We start from the raw sequence: 23,269 nt of genomic DNA on the forward strand, positions 1-23,269 counted from the left end.
CGGGCGCACGGCCGTCGCTACAGTCCGTGGCGAGGGTTGGTTTCTACTGGCGAGTAACAGATGTAGTGCGGAGGCACACCATGGCACGCGAGTCGGAGTCCGGACTGCCCATCGAGCCGGTGTACGGGCCGGGGGATCTGGCGGGCTGGGACCCGGCCGAGAAGCTGGGCGAGCCGGGTTCGTATCCGTTCACTCGTGGTGTGTATCCGTCGATGTACACCGGCCGGCCGTGGACGATGCGGCAGTACGCGGGTTTCGGTACGGCGGTGGAGTCCAACGCCCGCTACAAGCAGCTGATCGCGAACGGCACGATGGGCCTGTCGGTCGCGTTCGACCTGCCCACGCAGATGGGCCACGACTCCGACGCGCCGATCGCGCACGGTGAGGTCGGCAAGGTCGGCGTGGCGATCGACTCCGTCGACGACATGCGGGTGCTGTTCGGCGGCATCCCGCTGGACAAGGTGTCCACGTCGATGACGATCAACGCCCCCGCGGCTCTGCTCCTGCTGATGTACCAGCTGGTGGGGGAGGAGCAGGGCGTCAGCGCGGACAGGCTGACCGGCACGATCCAGAACGACGTGCTGAAGGAGTACATCGCGCGCGGGACGTACATCTTCCCGCCGAAGCCGTCGCTGCGCCTGATCGCGGACATCTTCAAGTACTGCAAGGCCGAGATCCCGAAGTGGAACACGATCTCGATCTCCGGCTACCACATGGCCGAGGCCGGCGCCTCGCCCGCGCAGGAGATCGCCTTCACCCTCGCCGACGGCATCGAGTACGTGCGCACGGCGGTCGCGGCCGGCATGGACGTCGACGACTTCGCGCCCCGGCTGTCCTTCTTCTTCGTCGCCCGGACGACGATCCTGGAGGAGGTCGCCAAGTTCCGCGCCGCGCGCCGGATCTGGGCGCGGGTGATGAAGGAGGAGTTCGGGGCGAAGAACCCGAAGTCGATGATGCTGCGTTTCCACACGCAGACGGCGGGTGTGCAGCTGACGGCGCAGCAGCCGGAGGTGAACCTGGTGCGCGTGGCGGTGCAGGGCCTCGGGGCGGTGCTCGGCGGTACGCAGTCGCTGCACACGAACTCCTTCGACGAGGCGATCGCGCTGCCCACCGACAAGTCCGCGCGTCTGGCCCTGCGTACGCAGCAGGTGCTGGCCTATGAGACGGATGTGACGGCGACGGTCGACCCGTTCGCGGGCTCGTATGTCATCGAGAGGATGACCGACGAGGTCGAGGCGGCGGCGCTGGAGCTGATGGGCAAGGTGGAGGACCTGGGCGGGGCGGTCAACGCGATCGAGCACGGTTTCCAGAAGGGCGAGATCGAGCGCAACGCCTACCGCATCGCGCAGGAGACCGACGCGGGCGAGCGGGTCGTGGTCGGCGTCAACCGTTTCCAGCTCGACGAGGAGGAGCCGTACGAGCCGCTGCGCGTCGACCCGGCCATCGAGGCCCAGCAGGCCGAACGCCTCGCCAAGCTGCGCGCCGAGCGCGACCAGACGGCGGTGGACTCGGCGCTGGCGGCCCTGAAGAAGGCCGCGGAGGGCGAGGACAACGTCCTCTACCCGATGAAGGACGCCCTGCGCGCCCGCGCGACGGTGGGCGAGGTGTGCAACGCGCTCCGCGAGGTGTGGGGGACTTACGTGCCGTCGGATGCGTTCTGAGCTGCGCTGATCCTCCGCAGGGGAACTGAGGCGAAACCCCGGTGAGGAGTGTCGTACCCCCGTGCGACACTCCTTTCCATGTTCGGCGTCATCGATCTCCCCACCTACCTGGCCGGCCTCGTACTGATCGTGCTGCTGCCCGGCCCCAACTCGCTCTACGTCCTGTCCGTCGCCGCCCGCAAGGGCATCCGCACCGGGTACAAGGCGGCGGCCGGGGTCTTCACCGGGGACACGATCCTGATGACGCTGGCGGCGCTCGGCGCGGCGTCCGTACTGTCCACGACCCCGCTGCTGTTCCTGGTGGTGAAGTACGCCGGCGCCGGATACCTCGCGTGGATGGCGTACGGCATGCTGCGCTCGGCCCGGGCGATGTGGAAGGCGCGCGGGGAACACGCGGAGGCTCTCGCCGAGCCCGCCGTCGCCGACGCCGAGCCCGCCGATGAGCGGCCCTACCGGCGTGCCCTGGTGGTCTCCCTGCTGAACCCGAAGGCGATCCTGTTCCTGATCTCCTTCTTCGTGCAGTTCGTCGACCCGCACTACGCCTACCCGGCGCTCTCCTTCGTCGTCCTCGGCGCCCTGCTGCAGACGGCCAGCTTCCTCTACCTGTCCCTGCTCATATTCGGCGGCACCCGCCTCGCCGACGCCTTCCGCCGCCGCAAGCGCCTTGCGGCCGGGGCCACTTCGGCGGCGGGGGCGCTGTTCCTCGGGTTCGCGCTGAAGCTGTCCCTGGCCAGCGCCTAGGCGTCAGCCCGCGGGGCGGTTCAGCAACGCCCTCAGTTTCGGGGTGAAGCGCTCCTCCACCAGTTTGTTCATCAGCCACGCCAGCGCCAGCATGATGGCCACCGTGAGCAGGAACGTGCCGTAGGACGGGATGCCGAGGCCGCGGTGGAGGGCCTGGATGACTGGCCAGCCCAGGTGTTCGTGGACCAGGTAGAACGGGTACGTCAGCGCGCCCGCGACCGTCAGCCAGCGCCAGTTCGCCCAGTGCAGCCGGCCCAGCGCGATCGCGGCGACGGCGAGGAAGCCGAGCGTGACGATCAGGATGACGCCGTAGGCGCTGCGGTAGGAGAACATGTCCGGCGTCACCGGGTGCCACAGGCTGCGCACCGCGACCTGCTGGCCGATCAGCCAGTTGACCGCGGTGATGCCCCAGGCGTACGGGTCACGGCGGTCGCGGTGCACCAGGTACAGGCCCATGCCGCCGATGAAGAACGGCGCGTAGTCCGGCATCACCACGGCGTCCAGCACGGGCTGGTTCAGCCCGCCCGCGATCGCCGCCGCCAGTGTCCAGCAGGCGCAGAACAGGATCACGCGGCGGCGGGTGGCGCCCGGCAGCACGATGCACAGCGCGAACAGGGCGTAGAAGCGCACCTCCGCCCACAGCGTCCAGCACACCCCGAGCACCCGGTGGGCGCCGAGCGGCATCTGCAGCATGGTGAAGTTCACCAGCGTCTCGCTCGCCGGCACCGTCTTGTACGTCAGCACCGGCAGCGCCATCACCGCCGTCACCAGCACGATCGCCACCCAGTAGGCGGGCAGCAGGCGGGAGGCGCGGGAGGCGAAGAACGAACGCAGCGGACGGCCCCAGCCGCTCATACAGATCACGAAGCCGCTGATCACGAAGAAGATCTGCACGCCCAGGCAGCCGTAGGCGAAGAGGGTGTGCAGCCTCGGGAACTGCAAGCGCGGTGAACTGCCCCAGGCCTTGGTGACCTCGCCGCCCCGGCCGCCGTAGTGGTAGGCCGCCACCATCAGCGCGGCCACCAGGCGCAGCCCGTCCAGGGCGCGCAGCCGCACCGGCCGGAGCTTGGCCGGCGGCTGCGGAATCGTGGTGCGCACCGCCGGGCCGGCCGCGGCGCTCCCCAGGGTGTCCGCGGGCGTGTCGATCACAGGGACCTCTCATCGAAGCTCGTCAACTCAACCGGACGCTAACGGCGCCCACCGGCCGCATCGAGCCCTCACGGCGACCTTTCGCCCGGCCGTCCGCGAGAGTTCATCCAGCCGTCGCCGGCCACCGTTCACGCGCCGCCCCGGCGGACCACCCGGCGCCGCAGCGTCCGCGCCCGCCGTGCCATCCGGCGCACCGTCGCACTGCGCGGGATGAACGCCAGCTGCGCCGGCACCCCGCCGGGCAGGCCCAGCGACGTCAGGCGGCGGCGCTTGAAGTACCGCCAGGTGTGCGTGTTCAGCCGCCGGCTCAGATACCGCTCGGCGGCCGGGCGCAGCTCGGGGTAGATCTTCGACTGCATCGCATAGCCGACCGCCCGCAGCAGCTCCGTGAGGGCGTCCACGTCCAGGCCACGGTGCTGTTCGCGCACGGCGTCGCCGTCCGCCAGGTCGGGCAGCAGTGCGTCGACGATGGTGACCGGCACCCGGTTGCTGTTCTCGTACGGGGCGAGCCGCTCCAGCAGCAGCCCGGTGCCGGTGCGCGCCACCGGCAGGCCGTACAGCGCGGAGGCGGTCAGCAGCGCGGTGGAGAAGCAGCCGACGACCAGCGCCGGACGCATCCGCTGGTACACCACCTCGGCGAGCACGGGCGTGTCCAGCACGGTCAGTTCGGCGCCGAGCCGCTCCGCCTCCTGCTCCAGCGCGCGCGACCAGCGGGCCGGGGCCGAGGGGTGCGGCTTGAACACCACGCGCGTGTGGCCGAGCCCCACCGCCCCGCGCAGCATCCGCACATGGAGGTCTTCCTCCTCCTCGTCGGTGAGGATGTCCAGCGCGGACAGGTACTGGCCGAGCAGCAGCGCCGCTTCCTCGGCCACCGGCAGTTCCTCGCCGGTGCCGCCGAGTTGGCCGAGCACCTTCAGGAAGGCATCCGTCGGCACGATCTCGGGTGCGACACCGAACTCGGTGAGCAGCAGCGGCGTCAGACCCGGCACCAGGTCCAGATGCAGCACCCGCCGCACCCGGGTCCCCACCAGCGGGTCGATCTTGAAGCGGGTCGGGCCGTAGGACATCAGCCCGTCCGCGTACACGTCGACGGGCGCGCCGCCGAAGATCTGGCAGATCGCCAGCGCCGGATTGACCTGGATGGACTCCACGGCCAGCTCGATCCGGTCGTCGCCCAGGTCCCACAGCATCCGCAGATGGCGCTCCCACAGGATCTGGTCGTCCGGGCGCGGGGACCAGCCGCCCGGGTGGAAGGGGGAAATGGCCTCGTTCCACGACAGCACGCCGTCGAAGCGGTCCCGCAGGTGCGCGAAGGCCGGCGAGGCGTCGAAGGGCTCGCTCAGCTCCGGTGCCGCGCTGTTGTTGCTGACCAGCAGCAGCCTGCGGTCGGCGGGGCCGAAGCAGCCGGCGTCGAGCGCGGCGGCCAGCGTGGCGGCGCCGTACAGGGTGGAGGCGCAGAAGATCCGGGTGGTGCGGCGGTCGCTCATGCCACGGCCTCCGAGGCCGTCGTGGGCCTGCGGCGCAGTCGGCGCAGCTGGGTGGCGCGGTCGAGGTCCATGGAGTCCAGGGTGTCGTTGAGCAGGTCCTGCGGCATCCGGCGCAGGGCCGCGGCGCTCAGGGAACGGAGTCGGCGGGCCACCGGCGCCTCGAACTTCTCGATGGTGGCCAGGTGGTGGCTGATGATGGCGCAGTAGGTGCGCACGGCCTTGGGCAGGAAGAGGTCCGCGTCCACGTCCTCGGCGGTCTCCGCCAGCACCCGGTCGAAGGAGCGGATGAAGTCCAGCTGCCGCGTGTCGCCGATCTGCGTCAGCGACGAGGTGACGCCCCGCCGGTAGAAGATGCCGAACACGCTCGGCACCGCGAAGGACTTCGCCTTGCGGTGCAGCCGCCAGATCCAGGGCCGGTCCTCGGCGGTGCGCAGATCCTCGGGGAAGTGCAGCAGCCCCTCGTCGACCAGCCGCCGGTGGTAGGCGCCGGCCCAGGAGTACGGGTAGTCCACCGGGGTGGAGCGCTCCGCCGGGAGGATCACCGCGCGCGGGTCCACGACGGTGTCACGCGGCCCGAACGGCACCCGGTACAGGGTGCGCTGACTTCCGGTGAACCGCACGTGGTCGGTGCGGACGAAATCGCAGCCCAACGACTCGATGGAATCGACCAATTGCGCGAAATAGCCGGGAGCGGCGTAGTCGTCTCCGTCCATGAACGTCAGATACTCGCCACGGGCCGCGTCGATTCCGGTGTTGCGTGCGGCGGACACCCCTTTCTCGGTACGTCGGATCAGCACCGCGCCGGGAAGTTCACGCTCGGCGCGTTCGAGGATTTCCTTCGTGCCGTCCGTCGAACAGTCGTCGATCAGGATGAACTCGAAGTCCTCCCGGGCGTTGGCGCGCAGGGACCGGACGGCGGCCGGGGCGTATTGCTGCACGTTGTAGAAGGGCACGATGACGGAGAGCTTGACCACGCAGGTGACGTTAGGGCGCGGGTCCGGCCCGCGTCTTTGCCGTCGGTTTGCCGAGGAGTGAACGACGTGTGGCCAAGTCGTGAATCCAGCCCGACCCGGCCCCGTTCACGTGCCGATTCGCCGTACGGCGGCATGCTGTTAACCGTTTGTTGCGGTCGGGTTGGGCCGGGCCTAGGAATTCCTTCCTAGCGTCTTCGGCGTGCCAGTCAGTGCAACGAACGCCCTGCGAGTCGCCGTTCTCGCGGATTCCGACACCCGGTGGAAATGGGGTGCGCTCACCGCGCGCCGCCTTCTTCCCGAGGACGCCGAAGTCCGCCTCGACGGCTATCTCCTGCGGGGCCGCGCCACCCCCACCGCCCGCCAGCTCGAGGAAGTCGGCGTCCGCGCGGACTCCCTGCGCGAGGTGACCGCCGTTCAGTTCCTCCGCGCGATGCGGGAGCCGCGCGAGGAGTCGTACGACGTGCTCGTGCTGGCGCTCGTCGGCGGCGGGGTGCAGGCGATGCTGCACGGGCTGAAGCGGGCCTGGCAGGGCCGCCCCGAGCGCCCCGTCGTGGTCACCGGCTATGTCGGGGTCGTCTACGAGAAGCTCGCCGACGGCCTGCTGCTGCGGCACGGCGCCGACCTCGTCCTCGCCAACTCCCGCCAGGACGCCGAGCGTTTCCGCGCGGTGTACGAGGGTGTGGGCGCCGACGCCGCCGCGGTCACCGAGGTCGCCCTGCCGTTCCTCGGCGGCGACCCCTACACCGGCGCGCACGACCCCTACACCGTGGTGTTCGCCGCCCAGCCCTCCGTCCCGGAGTCCCGCAAGGACCGCACCTATCTGCTGGACCGCCTGATCCGGCACGCCCGCCTCCACCCCGAGCGCGAGGTGCTGCTCAAGCTCCGTTCCAGGCCCGGCGAGCACACCACGCACCTGGAGGAGCTGCCCTACCAGAAGCTGGCGCAGAAGGCCGGCCCGCTGCCGCCCAACCTCCGCCTGGTGTACGGGAACATGGGCGAGGTCCTCGACCGCACCGACCTGCTGGTGACGGTGAGTTCCACCGCGGCCCTGGAGTCCCTGCACCGCCGTATCCCGACCGTCGTGCTCACCGACCTCGGGGTGCGCGAGGTCCTCGGCAACCACCACTTCACCGGCTCCGGCTGCCTGGCCTCCTGGGACCGGCTCGACGCCGGACACCGGCCCGAACCCGACCCCGAGTGGGTGGCCCGCCAGGGCGTCGCCGCCGACGGCGACTACGCGACCGCGTTCGACACCGCCCGTGAGCGGATCGCGAAACTCCTCGCACAGCCCGGCGGACTGCCGCCCCTCACGCCGTACTACACGAGCGAGACCGCACCCGGATACCTGCCCGGCATCCTCGCCCGTCACCACCTCGCCCCCGACGGCAGCCCGCTGCCGGGCGCCCCCGCCGCCGACAAGGAACCCGGGCCCGTCCGGCAGATCGTGCGCCGGGCCGCGCGTGGCGCCTACCGGCACGGCGTGCAGCGCGTGGCGCCCGTCATCCGGCGGATGGGGGAGCTGTGACCCCGCTCCAAGGAGTCCAAGGAGAACACCCCATGCCCGACACACCGGCGCGCCGCGTGCTCGCCGTGATCCCCGCCCGCGGCGGCTCCAAGGGCGTCCCCGCGAAGAACCTCGCTCCCGTCGGCGGCGTCCCGCTGGTCGCCCGCGCCGTGCGCGAGTGCCGCGCCGCCCGGCTGGTCACCGACGTCGTCGTCTCCACCGACGACCAGGCCATCGCGGCCGCCGCCCGCGAGGCCGGCGCCGAGGTCGTGCTGCGGCCCGCCGCCATCGCCGGGGACACCGCCACCTCCGAGGCCGCCGTCCTGCACGCCCTGGACGCCTACGAGACGCTGCACGGCACCCCCGTGGACGTGGTGCTCCTCGTGCAGTGCACCAGCCCGTTCCTGGTCCGCGAGGACGTCGACGGGGTCGCCGCGGCCATCGTGGAGCAGGGCGCCGACACGGCGGTGACCGTGGCCCCGTTCCACGGCTTCCTCTGGCGCGACGACACCTCCCAGGAGCCGGACGGCGGCTACGGCGTCAACCACGACAAGTCCTTCCGCCCCCGCCGCCAGGACCGCCCCCAGGACCTGCTGGAGACCGGCGCCGCCTACGCCATGGACGCGGCCGGCTTCCGCACCCACCGGCACCGCTTCTTCGGCCGCACCGAACTCGTGCGCACCGACCCCGCGCGCGTGCTGGAGATCGACGACCCGCACGACCTCGCCCGGGCCCGCGCCCTCGCGCCCCTCCTCGACGCGGCCCGGCCCGGTTCCCTCGCGGATGTCCCCCCGCCCACCCGCCCGGCGTACGACGACATCGACGCGGTCGTCCTCGACTTCGACGGCACCCAGACCGACGACCGGGTGCTGATCGACTCCGAGGGACGGGAGCTCGTCTCCGTGCACCGCGGCGACGGACTCGGCATCGCGGCTCTGCGCGACAGCGGCCTGAAGATGCTGATCCTGTCCACGGAACGCAACCCGGTCGTCGCCGCCCGGGCCCGCAAGCTGAAGCTGCCGGTGCTGCACGGCATCGACCGCAAGGACCTCGCGCTCAAGCAGTGGTGCGAGGAAGCGGGCATCGCGCCGGAGCGCGTGCTCTACGTCGGCAACGACGTCAACGACCTGCCCTGCTTCGCCCTCGTCGGCTGGCCCGTCGCGGTCGCGAGCGCCCATGCCGTCGTACGCGGCGCCGCTCGCGCGGTCACCACCGTCCCCGGTGGCGACGGCGCCGTCCGGGAGATCGCCGGCTGGCTCCTCGGCCCCTCCCTCGACTCCCTCCCCGAGCTCCCCCCGTTCCCCGAGCTCACCACGCTCCCCAAGTAAGGACACCCCTGTCATGAGCACCAACTCCCGTCTGCGCACGTTCCGCTCGCGCGAGGTCGGCCCCGGCCGCCCCGTCTACATCTGCGGCGAGATCGGCATCAACCACAACGGTGAGCTGGAGAACGCCTTCAAGCTGATCGACGCCGCCGTCGAGGCCGGCTGTGACGCCGTGAAGTTCCAGAAGCGCACCCCCGAGATCTGCACCCCGCGCGACCAGTGGGACATCGAGCGGGACACGCCGTGGGGCCGGATGACGTACATCGACTACCGCCACCGCGTGGAGTTCGGCGAGGACGAGTACCGGCAGATCGACGAGTACTGCCGCACCCGGGGCATCGACTGGTTCGCCTCCCCGTGGGACACCGAGGCCGTCGCCTTCCTGGAGAAGTTCGACGTCCCCGCCCACAAGGTGGCCAGCGCGTCGTTGACGGACGACGAGCTGCTGCGCGCCCTGCGCGCCACCGGCAGGACGGTCATCCTGTCCACCGGCATGTCGACCCCGAAGCAGATCCGGCACGCCGTCGAGGTCCTGGGCAGCGACAACATCGTCATGTGCCACGCCACCTCCACCTACCCGGCGAAGGCCGAGGAGCTGAACCTCCGCGTGATCAACACGCTGGAGAAGGAGTACCCGAACGTCCCGATCGGCTACTCCGGCCACGAGACCGGCCTGCAGACCACCCTCGCCGCCGTCGCCCTCGGCGCCTGCTTCGTCGAGCGGCACATCACCCTCGACCGCGCCATGTGGGGCTCCGACCAGGCCGCCTCCGTCGAGCCGCAGGGCCTCACGCGCCTGGTCCGCGACATCCGCACGATCGAGGACGCCCTCGGTGACGGTGTGAAGAAGGTCTACGACTCCGAACTCGCGCCGATGAAGAAGCTGCGCCGCGTCAGCGGCGTCGTCGCCGAGGCGGAGATCGCCGCGGCGGCGGGCGAGCCGGTCGGCGTCTGACGGATCCGCTGCGTTTCTCAAGGGGACGGATCTGCGTCGATGAACCCACGCGCCGGCGAGCCCGGCACCACCCTCGCCTTCGTGGAGAGCCCGGTACAGCTCCTCAACGTCCTGGAATGGGCCCACGCCCACGGCATCCGGCCGCTGGAGGAGCCCGGCGCGGGGTTCACCCTCGTCGTCCTGTCCCCGACCGACCCGATGACCCGGGGTCAGCTGCGGCGCATGGCCGACCTGGCCCGGGACGAGGGACACACCGTCCGCTGGGAGGAGGCCCGCGGCGGCCCCGCGGCCCCCTTCCAGACGGTCGGTTCCCTCGCGGGGCGGCTGCGGCGGGCGGAACGGATCGTCATGGGCGACCCGTTCTCCCGGTACGTCCAGCTGCTGCTGACCATCACCAGGGCCCGTGACCTGGTCGTCGTCGACGACGGCACGGCCACGATGGAGTTCGTCGCCCAGCTCGCGCGCGGTGAGCGGCTCGTGCGCTGGCACCGCAAGGGCGGCCGGCGCGGCCCGCGCGACCTGGTGTTCGCGCCGGTGTCCTCCATCGCCCGGCGCCGCCTCACACCCGGCGGCGAGCAGCGCGTGGAGATCTTCTCCTCCATGCCCATCGCGGAGGCCCCCGACGGCGTCAGGGTCACCGCGCACGACTTCGCCTGGACCCGCGCCCGCTTCGGCCCGCCGCGTATCACCAAGGGCGCCGACCTGGTCGGTACGTCGCTGGTGGAGACCGGGGTCGTGGACGGCGAGCGCTACCTCGACGCCGTCCGCACCCTGGCCAAGACGCACGGCGCCACCCGCTACTTCGCCCACCGGCGCGAGAGTACGGACAAGCTGCACCGGCTGGCCGTCGAGACCGGTCTGGAGATCGTCCGGCCCGAGCTGCCGCTGGAGCTGATCGCCCGCCGGGGGCCTGTCGGCCGGACGATCCTGAGCTTCCCGTCGACGGTCGTGCACACCTTGCCGCTGGCCCTCGCCGGCACCGACGTCGAGGTCGCGGTGTGCGACATCGACCCCGACTGGCTCACCCGGACGGCCTCACCCCGCGCCCAGGGTTTTCTCTCGGGGGTGACGGGGACGGCCCGGGGGGTGCGGAGGCTGACGGAGATGAGCGTGGCGTAACCCGCGGGGCGGTTCGGCCTCCGGCTTGTGTTCACTCCGGTTTTCGGGCCAGCAGGAAGGCCCGGGGGCGCTTCTCCCGGCCCAGCGGCTCGCGCACGACCCGGGCCTGGAGCGTCAGGCCCGCCTTCGTCAGCTCGGCGGCCACCGCCTGCGGGGTACGCCAGTAGTAGTCGAGCGCGATTTCCTGCCCGAACCGTTCCGACAGGTGCAGGTGCTCGGTCCCGTCCGCCGCCGGGTCCGCCATCTGGAACGACAGCAGCAGCTGCCCGCCCGGCACCAGCACCCGGCGGAACTCCGCGAACACCGTCGGCAGGTGCTCGTCCGGCACGTGGATGACCGAGTAGAGCGCCAGCAGCCCGCCGAGCGTGGCGTCCGGCACATCCAGCGCCGTCATCGACCCCACGTGGAAGCGCAGGTCCGGATGCGCCTCCCGGGCGAGGGCCGCCATCCGCGGCGAGATGTCGATGCCGAACACCGGCACGCCCAGCGAGTGCAGCCGGGCCGTCACATGCCCCGGACCACTGCCGACGTCCGCCACGGGCTCCGGCCCGTGCGCCGTGACCTGCTCGGCGAACGCCGAGAGCAGCGCCCGCTCCAGCGGGAGGTCGGTGAGGATGTCCGGGAACGCCTCGGCGAAGGCCGGCGCGATGGCGTCGTACGCGGCACGGGTGTCGGTCAGGAACGTGGTGGTGGAATCGGTCACGCCGGGACCCTACGGCCTCCCACGGCGCTCGGACGGTGTGATCCTGGAACCGGGTTCCGTCCCGATAGTCGAACACCGGCCGCGTGGTCTGCGCGGGGCGTGGTATCCGTGGAAAAGAGGTGAAAAGAGTACGGGACGGGCGCTCGACCCTGGATCCACCCGGTCGAGAGTCGGGCGAGTTTACCCGTCCACGACGACCACTATGCGTCGTGCGGCCAGATTTTCTTCCCCTAACGGGCTGATCTTTTGTTGATCGCGGGTCAGTTGGCCGCCCCGGCGCCCTACCCTTCAGAGGGTGAAGCAACTGATGTCGCTACAGTCCGAGGCCGATCCGTCCGGGGCCGCCGTGCTCCCCGGCACGCTCCCCGAGCAGCTGCGCGCCGAGCTCGTCGCCTTCCGCCGCGACCTGCACATGCACCCCGAGCTCGGCAACCAGGAGTTCCGCACCACCGCGGCGATCAAGGCCCGCCTGGAGACGGCCGGCCTCCACCCGCGCGTGCTCCCCAGCGGCACCGGCCTGATCTGCGACATCGGCGTACCCGCGGACGCCCCCTACGAGGGCCCCGGCGTGCTCGGCCTGCGCGCCGACATCGACGCGCTGCCCATCCCGGACATGAAGGCCGACTGCCCGTACCGGTCGACCGTGCCCGACCGCGCCCACGCCTGCGGCCACGACGTGCACACCACGGTCGTGCTCGGCACCGGGCTGGTCCTGGCCGAGCTGCACCGGCAGGGGCGGCTGCCGCGTCCGGTGCGGCTGATCTTCCAGCCCGCCGAGGAGGTGCTGCCCGGCGGTGCCGCCGACGTGATCGCCTCCGGCGCGCTCAAGGGGGTCGGCCGCATCCTCGCCGTGCACTGCGACCCGCGGGTCGACGCGGGACGGGTCGGGCTGCGGGCCGGTGCGATCACCTCCGCCTGCGACCGGCTGGAGATCTCGCTCGACGGCCCCGGCGGCCACACCGCGCGTCCGCACCTGACCACCGACCTGGTCACCGCCGCGGCCCGGGTGGTCACCGACGTGCCCGCGCTCGTCGGGCGGCGCGTCGACACGCGCAGCGGGCTCGCCGTGACGTGGGGCCGGATCGAGTCCGGGCACGCGCCGAACGTCATTCCGCAACATGCCGAGCTGGCCGGGACCGTGCGGTGCCTGGACATCGAGGCGTGGCGGCAGGCGCCGGACATGGTGGTCGCGGCGATCGACGAGGTGGCGAATCTGCACGGGGCCAAGTCGGAGATCAATTACGTGCGGGGTGTGCCGCCGGTGGTCAACGACCCGGCGGTGACCGAACTGCTGCGTGACGCGATGACCGCGCGGCGGGGGCTGGAGTCCGTGGAGGACACGGAGCAGTCCCTGGGGGGCGAGGACTTCTCCTGGTACCTGGAGCACGTGCCGGGCGCGATGGCCCGGCTGGGCGTGCGGACGCCGGGGGAGCGGACCGTGCGGGACCTGCACCAAGGGGACTTCGACGCGGACGAGTCGGCTATCACGGTGGGGGTGGAGTTGTTTACGGCGGCGGCGTTGCTGGATGCGGGTTGCCGTACGGCGTGAGGTGGGGGGGCCGGATTTTCGGGTGCGGGTTGCGTTGTGGCTGGTCGCGCCGTTCCCCGCGCCCCTTTTTTGTGCCTGCGGCGGCCCGTTGCGGTGGGTGGGTGGCTGGTGTCGCGCGCTGTGCCGGTGGGTGAGTCGGGGCCGGGGTGGGGGGTGTCCGTCCTCGGTCCGGCCGCCCGTTCCCGATGAGGGCGCCCCTGCCCGGTGCCGGCCGCTGCGGGCGGACACCCCCCACCCCGGCCCCTTCCCGCCGTACGCGGGTGCAGCAACGTCGTGGCGCGTGCCATCGGCTGGCATAGCTGCGGGCAGTCGTGCCTCCGCCAAGCTCTTCGAGCAGGGGCCCCAGGGCGGCACGGGTGGGCGCAGCGGCCCGGCCGCAACGCCGGGTGCTCTGGAGCGCCGGGTTGCCTCCCTGTAAATTCCGGCGGCACGAAACGGTAACGCCGGTGGCAACCCCGTTCCCCCGCCTCTCTACGCGCGTTACTGTGCGCCGAAATCGCCTTGGGGATACGGTCCCGTGATCGGTGCCGTGGGGATGAAGGGTGCTCGACGTGCGTCTGATATCTCGGAGGACCAGGTTCTCCCAAGCCGCGGTGACCGCCACGGTCATCGCCCTCGCGGCCGCCGGATGCGGCGAGTCCAGCTCTTCCTCCAGCACCGCCGACGCCTCCGGGAAGTACTCCGGCAAGGGCATCGGCCTCGCGTACGACATCGGCGGCAAGGGCGACCAGTCGTTCAACGACGCCGCCTTCTCCGGTTTCCAGAAGGCCGAGCAGGAGTTCAAGATCGGCGGCCGGGACGTCGAGCCCAGCGACAACGAGTCCACCGCCGACAAGGTGCAGCGCCTGGAGCAGCTCGCCAAGGCCGGGTACAACCCGATCGTCGGCGTCGGCTTCGTCTACGCGCCGGCGGTCAAGGAGGTCTCCGCCAAGTATCCGAAGATCACTTTCGGGATCATCGACGACGACACCGTCCAGTCCAAGAACGTCGCCGATCTCGTGTTCCACGAGGAGCAGTCGTCATATCTCGCGGGCGTCGCGGCGGCGAAGGCCACCAAGAAGAACCACATCGGGTTCATCGGCGGCGTGGACATCCCGTTGATCCACAAGTTCGAGGCCGGATTCACGCAGGGCGCCAAGTCCGTGAAGCCGGGGATCAAGATCGAGTCGCAGTATCTGACGCAGACCGCGCAGGAGGGTGGCTTCTCCAGTCCCGACAAGGGGGAGGACGCCGCCAACGGCCAGATCGAGGCCGGGGCCGACGTGGTCTACCACGCCGCCGGGCTGTCCGGGCAGGGCGTGATCAAGGCCGCCGCGCAGCACAAGGTGTGGGCGATCGGCGTCGACTCCGACCAGTACCGGCAGAGCGCGCTCGGCCAGTACAAGGACTGGATCCTCGGCTCCGCCCTGAAGAACGTCGGCGGTGCCGTCTACGAGCTGGCCAAGTCCGTGTACCAGGGCAAGCCGCTCAGCGGCACGGTCCGCGGCTCGCTCGCCAACGACGGCGTCGGGTTCGCCGACTCCAACCCCAAGTACCAGGCCATGAAGGACGTCGTCGGGGCCGTGGACAAGGCGCGGCAGGACATCGTGAACGGGAAGGTCACCGTGAACACGAAGTGACGCGGCGCGATGCCCCCGCGTCCGGCGCGGCCGGAGGCGGGGGCATCGCTCGTGCGGGTTATACCGGCTCGTCCGTCTCGATCTTCATCGAGAGCACGCCGGTGCCCGAGTAGCCGTGGTCCGTCGAGCACACGGCCTTCGACGTCTCGCCGTGGCGGGTGTTCGCCCACTCGCCGTAGACGTTCCACTTGGTGCCGTGCGGGCTGACGCACACGACCTTGACCCGGTGGACGCTGAAGCGGGTGTTGCCGCCGGTGCACTTTCCGTAGCCGGTCGTGCCGTCCTTGGACACCCAGGTCGAGCAGGTCGACGACGCCATGGCGGGCGACGCCAGGCCGACGACGGTGGCCGACAGGGCGACACCGGCGCCGGCCGCCGCGGCGGCGAGCTTGGAGAACTTCATGATCCTCCCCTGGATCACAAGAGACCGTCAGGCTGGTCAGGCCTGCGGTATCGCGTTTTTCGATCAATGTGACCCTGACATGTGAGCGCCGCCGGAAAGATCATGCCCGTGGGGGATTCGGCCCGGCATTCGGCACTGGTAGGCGGGGCCACGGCCGGCTCCCGGGAAAAGTTCGAGTTCCGGGACCCGGCGCAGGTCACCGGGGTCTGCCACAGGGGTACGAAACGGTCCCATAACACTCTTGCCAGCCGGGTTTTGCGTTCTGTCTACGCGCGTTACGCTGCGGCGGAACCAGCGCCTGGTATGGGCGCTTGCACAAAGGAGTCTCGTTCCATGCGCCGGGTGTCCCGTATCGCTGTTGCGGGTGTAGCGACCGCAGCTCTCGCAGTTACCGCTTCCGCCTGCGGAAGCTCGTCCACCTCTTCGTCGAGCAGCAGCAAGTCGAAGGGAATCGGTCTGGCCTACGACATCGGCGGCAAGGGCGACCAGTCCTTCAACGACGCTGCCTTCGCCGGTCTGGAGCAGGCCGACAAGGAGTACGGCTACACCAGCCGTGACGTCGAGCCCAGCGACAACGAGTCCACCGCCGACAAGGTGCAGCGCCTCGAGCAGCTCGCCAAGGCCGGCTACAACCCGATCGTCGGTGTCGGCTTCGTCTACGCGCCCGCCGTTCAGGAGGTCGCCGCCAAGTACCCGAAGCTCACCTTCGGTGTCGTGGACGACGACAAGGTGAAGATGAACAACGTCGCCGACCTCGTCTTCCACGAGGAGCAGGCGTCCTACCTGGCGGGTGTCGCCGCGGCGAAGGCCACCAAGAAGAACCACATCGGGTTCATCGGCGGTGTGGACATTCCCCTGATCCACAAGTTCGAGGCCGGGTTCATCCAGGGCGCCCAGTCGGTCAACCCGCAGATCAAGATCGAGAAGCAGTACCTGACCCAGACCGCCCAGGAGGGCGGCTTCTCCAGCCCCGACAAGGGTGAGAACGCCGCGGACGGTCAGATCGACGCGGGCGCGGACGTCGTCTACGCCGCCGCCGGTCTGTCGGGCCAGGGCGTGATCAAGTCGGCCGCCGCGCACAAGGTCTGGGCGATCGGCGTCGACTCCGACCAGTACAAGCAGGAAGCGCTGGCCAAGTACAAGGACTCCATCCTCACTTCGGCGATGAAGAACGTCGCCGGTGCGGTGTACGGCCTGGCCAAGTCCGTGCACGACGGCAAGCCGCTGTCCGGCGAGATCCGTGGCAGCCTGAACAACGGCGGCGTCAGCCTGTCGAACTCCAACCCGAAGTTCGCCGGCGACAAGGCCATCCAGGACGCCGTGAAGAAGGCCGAGGAAGGCATCAAGAACGGCACCATCAAGGTGAAGACCTCCTGACCTTCCCGGTCGGAGACCTGGCACCGGGCGCAGACCGTCATGGCGGCGTTACGGCCAGGGAACGGGGTGCGGAGAGGATGGCTCACCGCGCCCCGTTCGCACGGCAGAATGCTCGGAACCGATCGGGGATTCGAAAGACCCGATCCGGTCCGAGCACTATTTAAAGCAGGGGCGCTACGCGCGTAGAGCGGCCCCTTTCCCGAGGAGAGTGCGCCATCGACGCGACCAGCAGCCCTCCGCTCACCGCTCAGTCGACGATCGCGGTGGAGCTCGCGGGCATCACGAAACGATTCCCGGGTGTCGTCGCCAACCATGACATCCACCTGACGGTCCGCAAGGGCACCGTGCACGCCCTCGTCGGCGAGAACGGCGCCGGCAAGTCGACGCTGATGAAGATCCTCTACGGCATGCAGAAGCCGGACGAGGGCACCATCACCGTCGACGGTGAGCACGTCACCTTCGCCAGCCCCGCCGACGCCATCGCCCGTGGCATCGGCATGGTCCACCAGCACTTCATGCTGGCCGACAACTTCACCGTGCTGGAGAACGTGGTGCTGGGCAGCGAGAAGCTGTACGGCATCGGTGGCAACGCCCGCAGGAAGATCAAGGAGATCTCCGACCGGTACGGCCTCGGGGTCCGCCCCGACGTCCTGGTCGAGGACCTCGGTGTCGCCGACCGGCAGCGCGTGGAGATCCTCAAGGTGCTCTACCGCGGCGCGAAGACCCTCATCCTCGACGAGCCGACCGCCGTCCTCGTCCCGCAGGAGGTCGACGCCCTCTTCGCCAACCTGCGCGAGCTGAAGTCCGAGGGCCTGTCCGTCATCTTCATCTCCCACAAGCTGGGCGAGGTCCTGTCCGTCGCGGACGACATCACCGTCATCCGCCGCGGTACGACTGTGGGCACGGCCGTGCCCTCCGAGACCACCCCGCACCAGCTCGCCGAGTTGATGGTCGGCAGCGAGCTGCCCACCCCGGAGACTGCGGAGTCGACGGTCACCGACCGGCCGGTGATCCAGGTCGAGGGTCTGACCGTCTACTCCTCGGGCGCCATGTCGCTCGGCGAGTCGTCCGCGGGTCTGCTGATGGACGAGGTCCAGCGCGGCGAGGTCAAGAAGGTCCTCGACGACCTCACCTTCACCATCCACGCCGGCGAGGTCATGGGCATCGCCGGTGTCGAGGGCAACGGCCAGACCGAGCTGATCGACGCGCTCATCGGCACCAAGCACGCGCACGCGGGCACGATCCGCTTCCTCGGCGAGGACATCACCGCCTGGGCCACCCGCAAGCGCCGCGAGTCCGGCGTCGGTTACATCCCCGAGGACCGCCACCGCCAGGGCCTGCTCCTCGAGGCCCCGCTGTGGGAGAACCGCATCCTCGGCCATGTCACCGAGAAGCCCAACGCCAAGGGCTTCTGGCTGAACCCCAAGGGCGCCCAGGACGACACGCGCCGGATCGTCGAGGAGTACGACGTCCGCACCCCCGGCATCGACGTCACCGCCGCCTCCCTGTCCGGCGGCAACCAGCAAAAGCTCATCGTCGGCCGCGAGATGAGCCACGACCCGAAGTTCCTGATCGCCGCCCACCCCACCCGCGGTGTGGACGTCGGCGCTCAGGCGCAGATCTGGGACCGCATCCGTGAGGCCCGCCGCGACGGCCTGGCGGTGCTGCTGATCTCCGCCGACCTGGACGAGCTGATCGGTCTGTCGGACACCCTCCGCGTGATCTACGACGGCAGGCTGGTCGCCGACGCCGACCCGGCCACCATCACCCCGGAGGAGCTGGGCTCGGCCATGACCGGTGCCGTCAGCGGCCACCTGGAACACACAGAAGCAGGCGACGAGGAAGCCGCCCCGGAGGACGACGCCCGATGAAGAAGTTCGACAAGGACCGCGCGCTCGTAGCGGTCGCGGGACCGGTCGTCGCACTGGTCGCGGCGATCCTGCTGACGTCGGTGGTGCTCCTCGCCTCCGGCAAGAACCCGATCGAGCCGTACCGGCTGATGCTGGAACAGATCGGGTACTCCGACATCCAGGTGCTGATCGTCAACCAGGCGTCGCTGTACTACATCGCCGCCCTGGCGGTCGCCCTCGGCTTCCGCATGAACCTGTTCAACATCGGGGTCGACGGCCAGTACCGTCTCGGCGCGATGGTCACCGCGGTGGTCGGCGCGCACGTGGCGCTGCCGTCGTTCGTGCAGGTTCCCCTGCTGCTGCTGGTCGGTGCCCTCACCGGCGCCATGTGGGCCGGCATCGCGGGCGTGCTGAAGGTGACCCGTGGGGTCAGCGAGGTCGTCGCCACGATCATGCTGAACTCCATCGCCACCGCGCTGATCGGCTACCTCACCCTCACCGACAACTTCGGCGTGCTGGTCGGTGACAACAACACCACCGGCATCATGAAGAAGTCCGGCTGGGTCCCCGGCATCGACCTGGGCCCGGACGTCGGCGAGATCTACGGCCTGGTCTTCCTCGCCATCCTGCTCGGCATCGCCTACTGGCTGGTGCTCAACCGCACCCGCTTCGGCTTCGACCTGCGCGCCACCGGCGCCTCGGAGACCGCCGCCGCGGCCTCCGGCGTCGACGCCAAGAAGATGGTCCTCACCGCGATGCTGATCTCCGGCGCGGTGGCCGGTGTCTCCGGGCTGCCGCTGCTGCTCGGCGAGACCCACACCTACAGCCTGAGCTTCCCCGCCGGCCTCGGGTTCACGGCCATCGGCATCGCCCTGCTCGGCCGCAACCACCCCGGCGGCATCGCGCTCGCCTCCCTGCTGTGGGCCTTCCTGGACAAGGCGTCCCCCGCCCTGGACTACGCCGTCCCGGTGGCGTACGAGAAGGAGATCGCCACCATCATGCAGGGCGTGATCGTCTTCACCGTCGTCATCTCCTACGAGGCCGTACGGCAGTGGGGCCTGCGCCGCCAGCAGAAGCAGGTCGGCGCTCAGCTCGCCGCCGAAGCCGACAACAACGCCAAGAAGGAGGTCGCGGCCTGATGTCGACCACGACCGTCGCCAAGCCGCAGGCGAAGCAGCCCGGCAAGGGCGGCCGCCGACTCTCGCTCCCGGTTCTCCTGCTCGTCATCGCGGGCGTGCTGATCCTGACCTCGATCGTCCGCCTGATCTCGGGCGCGGACGGCATCACCTCCACCGGCCAGATGTCCACGGCTCTGCGGCTCGCCGTGCCGATCGGTCTCGCGGGCCTCGGCGGCCTGTGGGCCGAACGCGCCGGAGTCGTCAACATCGGCCTCGAGGGCATGATGATCCTCGGCACCTGGTTCGGCGCCTGGGCCGGTTACCAGTGGGGCCCGTGGACGGGTGTCGCCTTCGGCATCCTGGGCGGCGCGCTGGGCGCCCTCCTGCACGCGATCGCCACCGTCACCTTCAACGTCAACCACATCGTCTCCGGTGTGGCCCTCAACATCCTGGCCGTCGGCCTGACCCGCTACCTGTCGAAGTTCACCTTCGACGGCGTCCCGCAGGGCTCCTCCAAGCAGTCGCCGCCGATCGACTCTCTGGGCACCTTCAGCATCCCCGGCCTGTCCGACGCGCTGGTGACACTGAACGGCAAGCACTGGTTCCTGATCTCCGACATCGCCGGCCTGCTCGGCGGCCTGGTGACCAACCTGTCGCCGCTCACCGTCATCGCCGTGGCCCTGGTGCCGGTGACCTGGTGGGTGCTGTGGCGCACCGCCTTCGGCCTGCGCCTGCGTTCCTGTGGTGAGAGCCCGGTCGCGGCGGAGTCCCTCGGCGTCAACGTCTACAAGTACAAGTACATCGCGGTGATCATCTCCGGTGGTCTGGCCGGCCTGGGCGGCGCGTTCCTGTCGATCGTCGCCTCCAACGTCTACCTCGACGGGCAGACCGCCGGGCGTGGCTACATCGGCCTCGCGGCGATGATCTTCGGCAACTGGATGCCGGGCGGTCTCGCCCTCGGCGCGGGCCTGTTCGGCTACACCGACAGCCTCAACCTGCGCGGCGGCACCACCAACGTGCACGCGCTGATCCTGCTGCTGGCGATCCTGCTGGTGATCGGCGCGGCGTACCTGCTGTGGAAGAGGAAGCTGGTGAGCGGTCTCCTCACCTTCGTGATCTCGGCGCTGATGTTCGTCTGGTACACCAGCACCGACGAGGTCCCGCGCCAGCTGGTGACGGCCACCCCGTACATCGTCACGCTGCTCGTCCTGTCCCTGTCCGCGCAGAGTCTGCGCATGCCGAAGGCGGACGGTCTGCCGTACCGCAAGGGGCAGGGCAAGTGACCGCGCCCGACGCGGCCGGTGTCGACTGGGAGGCGCTGCGCACGGTGGCCCGCGAGGCCATGACCCGCGCGTACGCCCCCTACTCCGGCTACCCGGTCGGGGTCGCCGCCCTCGTCGACGACGGCCGCACGGTCTCCGGCTGCAACGTGGAGAACGCCTCCTACGGCCTCGGCCTGTGCGCCGAGTGCGGGCTGGTCTCGGAGCTGGCCCGCACCGGCGGCGGCCGGCTGACGCACTTCACGTGCGTGGACGGCCGGGGCGACATCCTCGTACCGTGCGGCCGCTGCCGGCAGCTGCTGTACGAGTTCGGCGGCCCGGACCTGCTGCTCGAGACCCCGGCCGGCATCCTGCCGCTGTCCCGGATGCTGCCGCAGGCCTTCGGCCCGGACCACCTCACCCAGTAACTCCCGCGCGGCCCCTCCGAGTCGTCATCGGAGGGGCCGCGCATTTTTTTTGAACGTCTCGGAAGGAACGCCATGGCCATGGACGCCATCTCCGTCATCCGCACCAAGCGCGACCGCGGTGAGCTCGGCGACGAGCAGATCGACTGGGTCATCGACGCGTACACGCGCGGCGAGGTCGCCGACGAGCAGATGTCCGCGCTCGCGATGGCCATCCTGCTCAACGGCATGGACCGCCGGGAGATCGCCCGCTGGACGGCGGCGATGATCGCCTCCGGCGAGCGCATGGACTTCTCCTCCCTCACCCGTCCGACCGCCGACAAGCACTCCACGGGCGGTGTCGGCGACAAGATCACCCTTCCGCTGGCGCCCCTGGTCGCCGCGTGCGGCGCGGCCGTCCCGCAGCTGTCCGGTCGCGGCCTCGGCCACACCGGCGGCACCCTGGACAAGCTGGAGTCGATCCCCGGCTGGCGGGCCCTTCTGTCCAACGAGGAGATGCTGTGCGTCCTCGACGAGGTCGGCGCGGTGATCTGCGCTGCCGGCGACGGTCTCGCCCCCGCCGACAAGAAGCTGTACGCGCTGCGGGACGTCACCGGCACGGTCGAGGCGATCCCGCTGATCGCGTCCTCGATCATGTCGAAGAAGATCGCCGAGGGCACCGGCAGCCTGGTCCTGGACGTGAAGGTCGGCTCGGGCGCCTTCATGAAGACGCTCGAGGACGCCCGCGAACTGGCCGCCACCATGGTCGGCCTGGGCACCGACCACGGTGTGAAGACGGTCGCCCTGCTGACCGACATGTCCACCCCGCTCGGCCTGACCGCGGGCAACGCCCTGGAGGTCCGCGAGTCCGTGGAGGTCCTGGCGGGCGGCGGCCCCGCGGACGTCGTGGAGCTGACGATCGCCCTCGCCCGCGAGATGCTCGACGCGGCCGGCGTGCACGGCGCCGACCCGGCCAAGGCCCTGGCCGACGGCTCCGCGATGGACGTCTGGCGCCGCATGATCGCGGCCCAGGGCGGCGACCCGGACGCGGAGCTGCCGGTGGCCCGCGAGCAGCACGTGATCAAGGCGCCGTCCTCGGGCGTCCTGACCCGCCTGGACGCCTACGACATCGGCATCGCCGCCTGGCGCCTGGGCGCGGGCCGCGCCCGCAAGGAGGACCCGGTGCAGGCGGGCGCGGGCGTGGAGATGCACGCCAAGCCCGGCGACACGGTGACCGAGGGCCAGCCCCTGCTGACCCTCCACACGGACACCCCCGAGCGCTTCGACTACGCCCTGACGGCGATCGAGGGCTCCTACGACATCGCCGCCCCGGGCACGGCGTTCACCGCGTCGCCGGTGGTGCTGGAACGCATCGCCTGACCTGCGGATTCCTCTTTCGGGTGAACGGGATCGGTGGACCACCACCGGTCCCGTTCGGCATGCTGGGATCGGTGCCGCACCGATTGGAGAACCGCCATGAGCGCACTCACCGTCGACCACTCGACGGCCAGCGGCCGCGAGTGGGACGGCCTCGTCCGTATCTGGGAGGAGACGGACGCACCGGAGGGCTGCAAGGTGGAGATCATCGAGGGGATCGTCACCGTGGCACCACCGCCGTCCAACGACCACAACGACATCGCTGACCTCGTTCAGCGCAGCCTGTATGAAGTGATCCCCAAGAGTTGGGGCATCTACCAGACACTAGGCACGGCAGTCCCGTCCCGTGACGGGCTGTACATCCCGGACATCGCCGTCGCGCCGAGGGAAGTACTGCGCGCGCAGAAGAGTCACTACATCGCGGCAGCTGCGGCCGAGCTCGTTGTGGAGATCACGTCCAAGTCGAATGCGAGCAATGACCGGATCAAGAAAGCTGCGGGTTGTGCGCAGGCCGGTGTTCCTCTCTACCTCCTCATCGACCACTGGGCGCCCGGAGGACCCACGATCACGCTGTACGGCGAACCGCACGGTGACGTGTACCGCGTCTTGCGCGCCGGCAAGTTCGGCGTCACGATCTCCCTGCCGAAGCCCTTCGACCTCGACCTCGACACCAGCGAGTTTCCGGTCGACTGACT

General features: G+C 70.3%; 20 protein-coding genes. 15 read left to right on the forward strand and 5 right to left on the reverse strand.

What is annotated here, in order from left to right; translation table 11 throughout:
- The first annotated feature begins 80 nt into the window (after window positions 1-80).
- Both AB0J12_RS21280 and leuE read left to right on the forward strand, forming a co-directional pair.
- Window positions 81-1,661, forward strand: a complete 1,581-nt coding sequence (locus tag AB0J12_RS21280) for a methylmalonyl-CoA mutase family protein (RefSeq protein ID WP_363265881.1) — start codon at window positions 81-83, stop codon at window positions 1,659-1,661.
- Between the two features lie 78 nt (window positions 1,662-1,739).
- Window positions 1,740-2,402 carry a leucine efflux protein LeuE gene (leuE, locus tag AB0J12_RS21285; protein ID WP_363265882.1) on the forward strand — a complete coding sequence of 221 codons (663 nt, stop codon included), beginning with the start codon at window positions 1,740-1,742 and terminating at the stop codon, window positions 2,400-2,402.
- Window positions 2,403-2,405: 3 nt separating this feature from the next.
- Here the strand turns inward: leuE and AB0J12_RS21290 are convergent, their stop codons facing one another.
- The 3 genes from AB0J12_RS21290 to AB0J12_RS21300 form a co-directional block, all read right to left on the reverse strand.
- The gene (locus tag AB0J12_RS21290; protein ID WP_363265928.1) at window positions 2,406-3,500 is read right to left on the reverse strand and encodes an acyltransferase; all 1,095 of its coding nucleotides are present in this window, start codon (window positions 3,498-3,500) and stop codon (window positions 2,406-2,408) included.
- Between the two features lie 179 nt (window positions 3,501-3,679).
- Window positions 3,680-5,038, reverse strand: a complete 1,359-nt coding sequence (locus AB0J12_RS21295) for a polysialyltransferase family glycosyltransferase (RefSeq protein ID WP_363265883.1) — start codon at window positions 5,036-5,038, stop codon at window positions 3,680-3,682.
- A complete protein-coding gene (locus tag AB0J12_RS21300) occupies window positions 5,035-6,012 on the reverse strand; it encodes a glycosyltransferase family 2 protein (RefSeq protein ID WP_363265884.1) in 978 nt (325 codons plus the stop codon). Before AB0J12_RS21300 ends, AB0J12_RS21295 begins: the two co-directional genes overlap by 4 nt.
- Before the next feature lie 199 nt (window positions 6,013-6,211).
- Here AB0J12_RS21300 and AB0J12_RS21305 point away from each other — a divergent pair, with 199 nt between their 5' ends.
- The 4 genes from AB0J12_RS21305 to AB0J12_RS21320 are packed head-to-tail and all read left to right on the forward strand — an operon-like array spanning window position 6,212 to window position 10,915.
- Window positions 6,212-7,537 (forward strand): DUF6716 putative glycosyltransferase, encoded by a 1,326-nt coding sequence (locus AB0J12_RS21305; RefSeq protein ID WP_363265885.1) that lies wholly within the window; start codon window positions 6,212-6,214, stop codon window positions 7,535-7,537.
- Window positions 7,538-7,569: 32 nt separating this feature from the next.
- Entirely contained in the window at window positions 7,570-8,844 is a 1,275-nt protein-coding gene (locus AB0J12_RS21310; RefSeq protein WP_363265886.1) for an acylneuraminate cytidylyltransferase, read from the forward strand.
- A gap of 13 nt (window positions 8,845-8,857) precedes the next feature.
- Complete coding sequence (locus tag AB0J12_RS21315; RefSeq protein WP_363265887.1) at window positions 8,858-9,796, forward strand: N-acetylneuraminate synthase family protein; 939 nt, start codon at window positions 8,858-8,860, stop codon at window positions 9,794-9,796.
- Window positions 9,797-9,835: 39 nt separating this feature from the next.
- A complete protein-coding gene (locus tag AB0J12_RS21320) occupies window positions 9,836-10,915 on the forward strand; it encodes a hypothetical protein (RefSeq protein ID WP_363265888.1) in 1,080 nt (359 codons plus the stop codon).
- A 31-nt stretch (window positions 10,916-10,946) separates the two neighbouring features.
- On the opposite strand, the gene AB0J12_RS21325 is transcribed toward AB0J12_RS21320, so the two are convergent.
- The gene (locus AB0J12_RS21325; protein ID WP_363265889.1) at window positions 10,947-11,618 is read right to left on the reverse strand and encodes a class I SAM-dependent methyltransferase; all 672 of its coding nucleotides are present in this window, start codon (window positions 11,616-11,618) and stop codon (window positions 10,947-10,949) included.
- 307 nt (window positions 11,619-11,925) lie between these two features.
- Here AB0J12_RS21325 and AB0J12_RS21330 point away from each other — a divergent pair, with 307 nt between their 5' ends.
- Together AB0J12_RS21330 and AB0J12_RS21335 are read left to right on the forward strand one after the other, a co-directional pair.
- Window positions 11,926-13,167: a M20 family metallopeptidase gene (locus AB0J12_RS21330; RefSeq protein ID WP_363265890.1), complete on the forward strand. Its 1,242-nt coding sequence runs from the start codon at window positions 11,926-11,928 to the stop codon at window positions 13,165-13,167.
- 593 nt (window positions 13,168-13,760) lie between these two features.
- Window positions 13,761-14,786, forward strand: coding sequence for a BMP family ABC transporter substrate-binding protein (locus AB0J12_RS21335; protein ID WP_363265891.1), 1,026 nt, complete (start codon window positions 13,761-13,763; stop codon window positions 14,784-14,786).
- A 58-nt stretch (window positions 14,787-14,844) separates the two neighbouring features.
- On the opposite strand, the gene AB0J12_RS21340 is transcribed toward AB0J12_RS21335, so the two are convergent.
- Complete coding sequence (locus AB0J12_RS21340; RefSeq protein WP_363265892.1) at window positions 14,845-15,189, reverse strand: hypothetical protein; 345 nt, start codon at window positions 15,187-15,189, stop codon at window positions 14,845-14,847.
- A gap of 333 nt (window positions 15,190-15,522) precedes the next feature.
- On the opposite strand from AB0J12_RS21340, the gene AB0J12_RS21345 reads away from it, so the two are divergent.
- The 7 genes from AB0J12_RS21345 to AB0J12_RS21375 all read left to right on the forward strand — a co-directional run bounded on the left by AB0J12_RS21345 (window position 15,523) and on the right by AB0J12_RS21375 (window position 23,267).
- A complete protein-coding gene (locus tag AB0J12_RS21345) occupies window positions 15,523-16,566 on the forward strand; it encodes a BMP family ABC transporter substrate-binding protein (RefSeq protein ID WP_363265893.1) in 1,044 nt (347 codons plus the stop codon).
- A 215-nt stretch (window positions 16,567-16,781) separates the two neighbouring features.
- Complete coding sequence (locus AB0J12_RS21350) at window positions 16,782-18,437, forward strand: ABC transporter ATP-binding protein (protein WP_363265929.1); 1,656 nt, start codon at window positions 16,782-16,784, stop codon at window positions 18,435-18,437.
- Window positions 18,434-19,555, forward strand: a complete 1,122-nt coding sequence (locus AB0J12_RS21355; RefSeq protein WP_363265894.1) for an ABC transporter permease — start codon at window positions 18,434-18,436, stop codon at window positions 19,553-19,555. Before AB0J12_RS21350 ends, AB0J12_RS21355 begins: the two co-directional genes overlap by 4 nt.
- Entirely contained in the window at window positions 19,555-20,817 is a 1,263-nt protein-coding gene (locus tag AB0J12_RS21360) for an ABC transporter permease (RefSeq protein WP_363265895.1), read from the forward strand. Before AB0J12_RS21355 ends, AB0J12_RS21360 begins: the two co-directional genes overlap by 1 nt.
- Complete coding sequence (locus AB0J12_RS21365; protein WP_363265896.1) at window positions 20,814-21,221, forward strand: cytidine deaminase; 408 nt, start codon at window positions 20,814-20,816, stop codon at window positions 21,219-21,221. Before AB0J12_RS21360 ends, AB0J12_RS21365 begins: the two co-directional genes overlap by 4 nt.
- A gap of 78 nt (window positions 21,222-21,299) precedes the next feature.
- On the forward strand, window positions 21,300-22,577 hold the full coding sequence (locus AB0J12_RS21370; RefSeq protein WP_363265897.1) for a thymidine phosphorylase: 1,278 nt from the start codon (window positions 21,300-21,302) through the stop codon (window positions 22,575-22,577).
- Window positions 22,578-22,673: 96 nt separating this feature from the next.
- Window positions 22,674-23,267, forward strand: a complete 594-nt coding sequence (locus AB0J12_RS21375) for a Uma2 family endonuclease (RefSeq protein ID WP_363265898.1) — start codon at window positions 22,674-22,676, stop codon at window positions 23,265-23,267.
- Window positions 23,268-23,269 lie beyond the last annotated feature (2 nt).

The organism is Streptomyces sp. NPDC049915 (assembly GCF_040656475.1).
GTDB lineage: Bacteria > Actinomycetota > Actinomycetes > Streptomycetales > Streptomycetaceae > Streptomyces.

Bases quoted from the DNA above. Each gene is read 5' to 3' on its own strand.
- AB0J12_RS21315 (WP_363265887.1), top strand. From the start codon at position 8,858: ATGAGCACCAACTCCCGTCTGCGCACGTTCCGCTCGCGCGAGGTCGGC.
- AB0J12_RS21340 (WP_363265892.1), bottom strand. From the start codon at position 15,189: ATGAAGTTCTCCAAGCTCGCCGCCGCGGCGGCCGGCGCCGGTGTCGCC.
- AB0J12_RS21310 (WP_363265886.1), top strand. From the start codon at position 7,570: ATGCCCGACACACCGGCGCGCCGCGTGCTCGCCGTGATCCCCGCCCGC.
- AB0J12_RS21355 (WP_363265894.1), top strand. From the start codon at position 18,434: ATGAAGAAGTTCGACAAGGACCGCGCGCTCGTAGCGGTCGCGGGACCG.
- AB0J12_RS21345 (WP_363265893.1), top strand. From the start codon at position 15,523: ATGCGCCGGGTGTCCCGTATCGCTGTTGCGGGTGTAGCGACCGCAGCT.
- AB0J12_RS21295 (WP_363265883.1), bottom strand. From the start codon at position 5,038: ATGAGCGACCGCCGCACCACCCGGATCTTCTGCGCCTCCACCCTGTAC.
- AB0J12_RS21320 (WP_363265888.1), top strand. From the start codon at position 9,836: ATGAACCCACGCGCCGGCGAGCCCGGCACCACCCTCGCCTTCGTGGAG.
- AB0J12_RS21370 (WP_363265897.1), top strand. From the start codon at position 21,300: ATGGACGCCATCTCCGTCATCCGCACCAAGCGCGACCGCGGTGAGCTC.
- AB0J12_RS21375 (WP_363265898.1), top strand. From the start codon at position 22,674: ATGAGCGCACTCACCGTCGACCACTCGACGGCCAGCGGCCGCGAGTGG.
- leuE (WP_363265882.1), top strand. From the start codon at position 1,740: ATGTTCGGCGTCATCGATCTCCCCACCTACCTGGCCGGCCTCGTACTG.
- AB0J12_RS21330 (WP_363265890.1), top strand. From the start codon at position 11,926: ATGTCGCTACAGTCCGAGGCCGATCCGTCCGGGGCCGCCGTGCTCCCC.
- AB0J12_RS21360 (WP_363265895.1), top strand. From the start codon at position 19,555: ATGTCGACCACGACCGTCGCCAAGCCGCAGGCGAAGCAGCCCGGCAAG.
- AB0J12_RS21280 (WP_363265881.1), top strand. From the start codon at position 81: ATGGCACGCGAGTCGGAGTCCGGACTGCCCATCGAGCCGGTGTACGGG.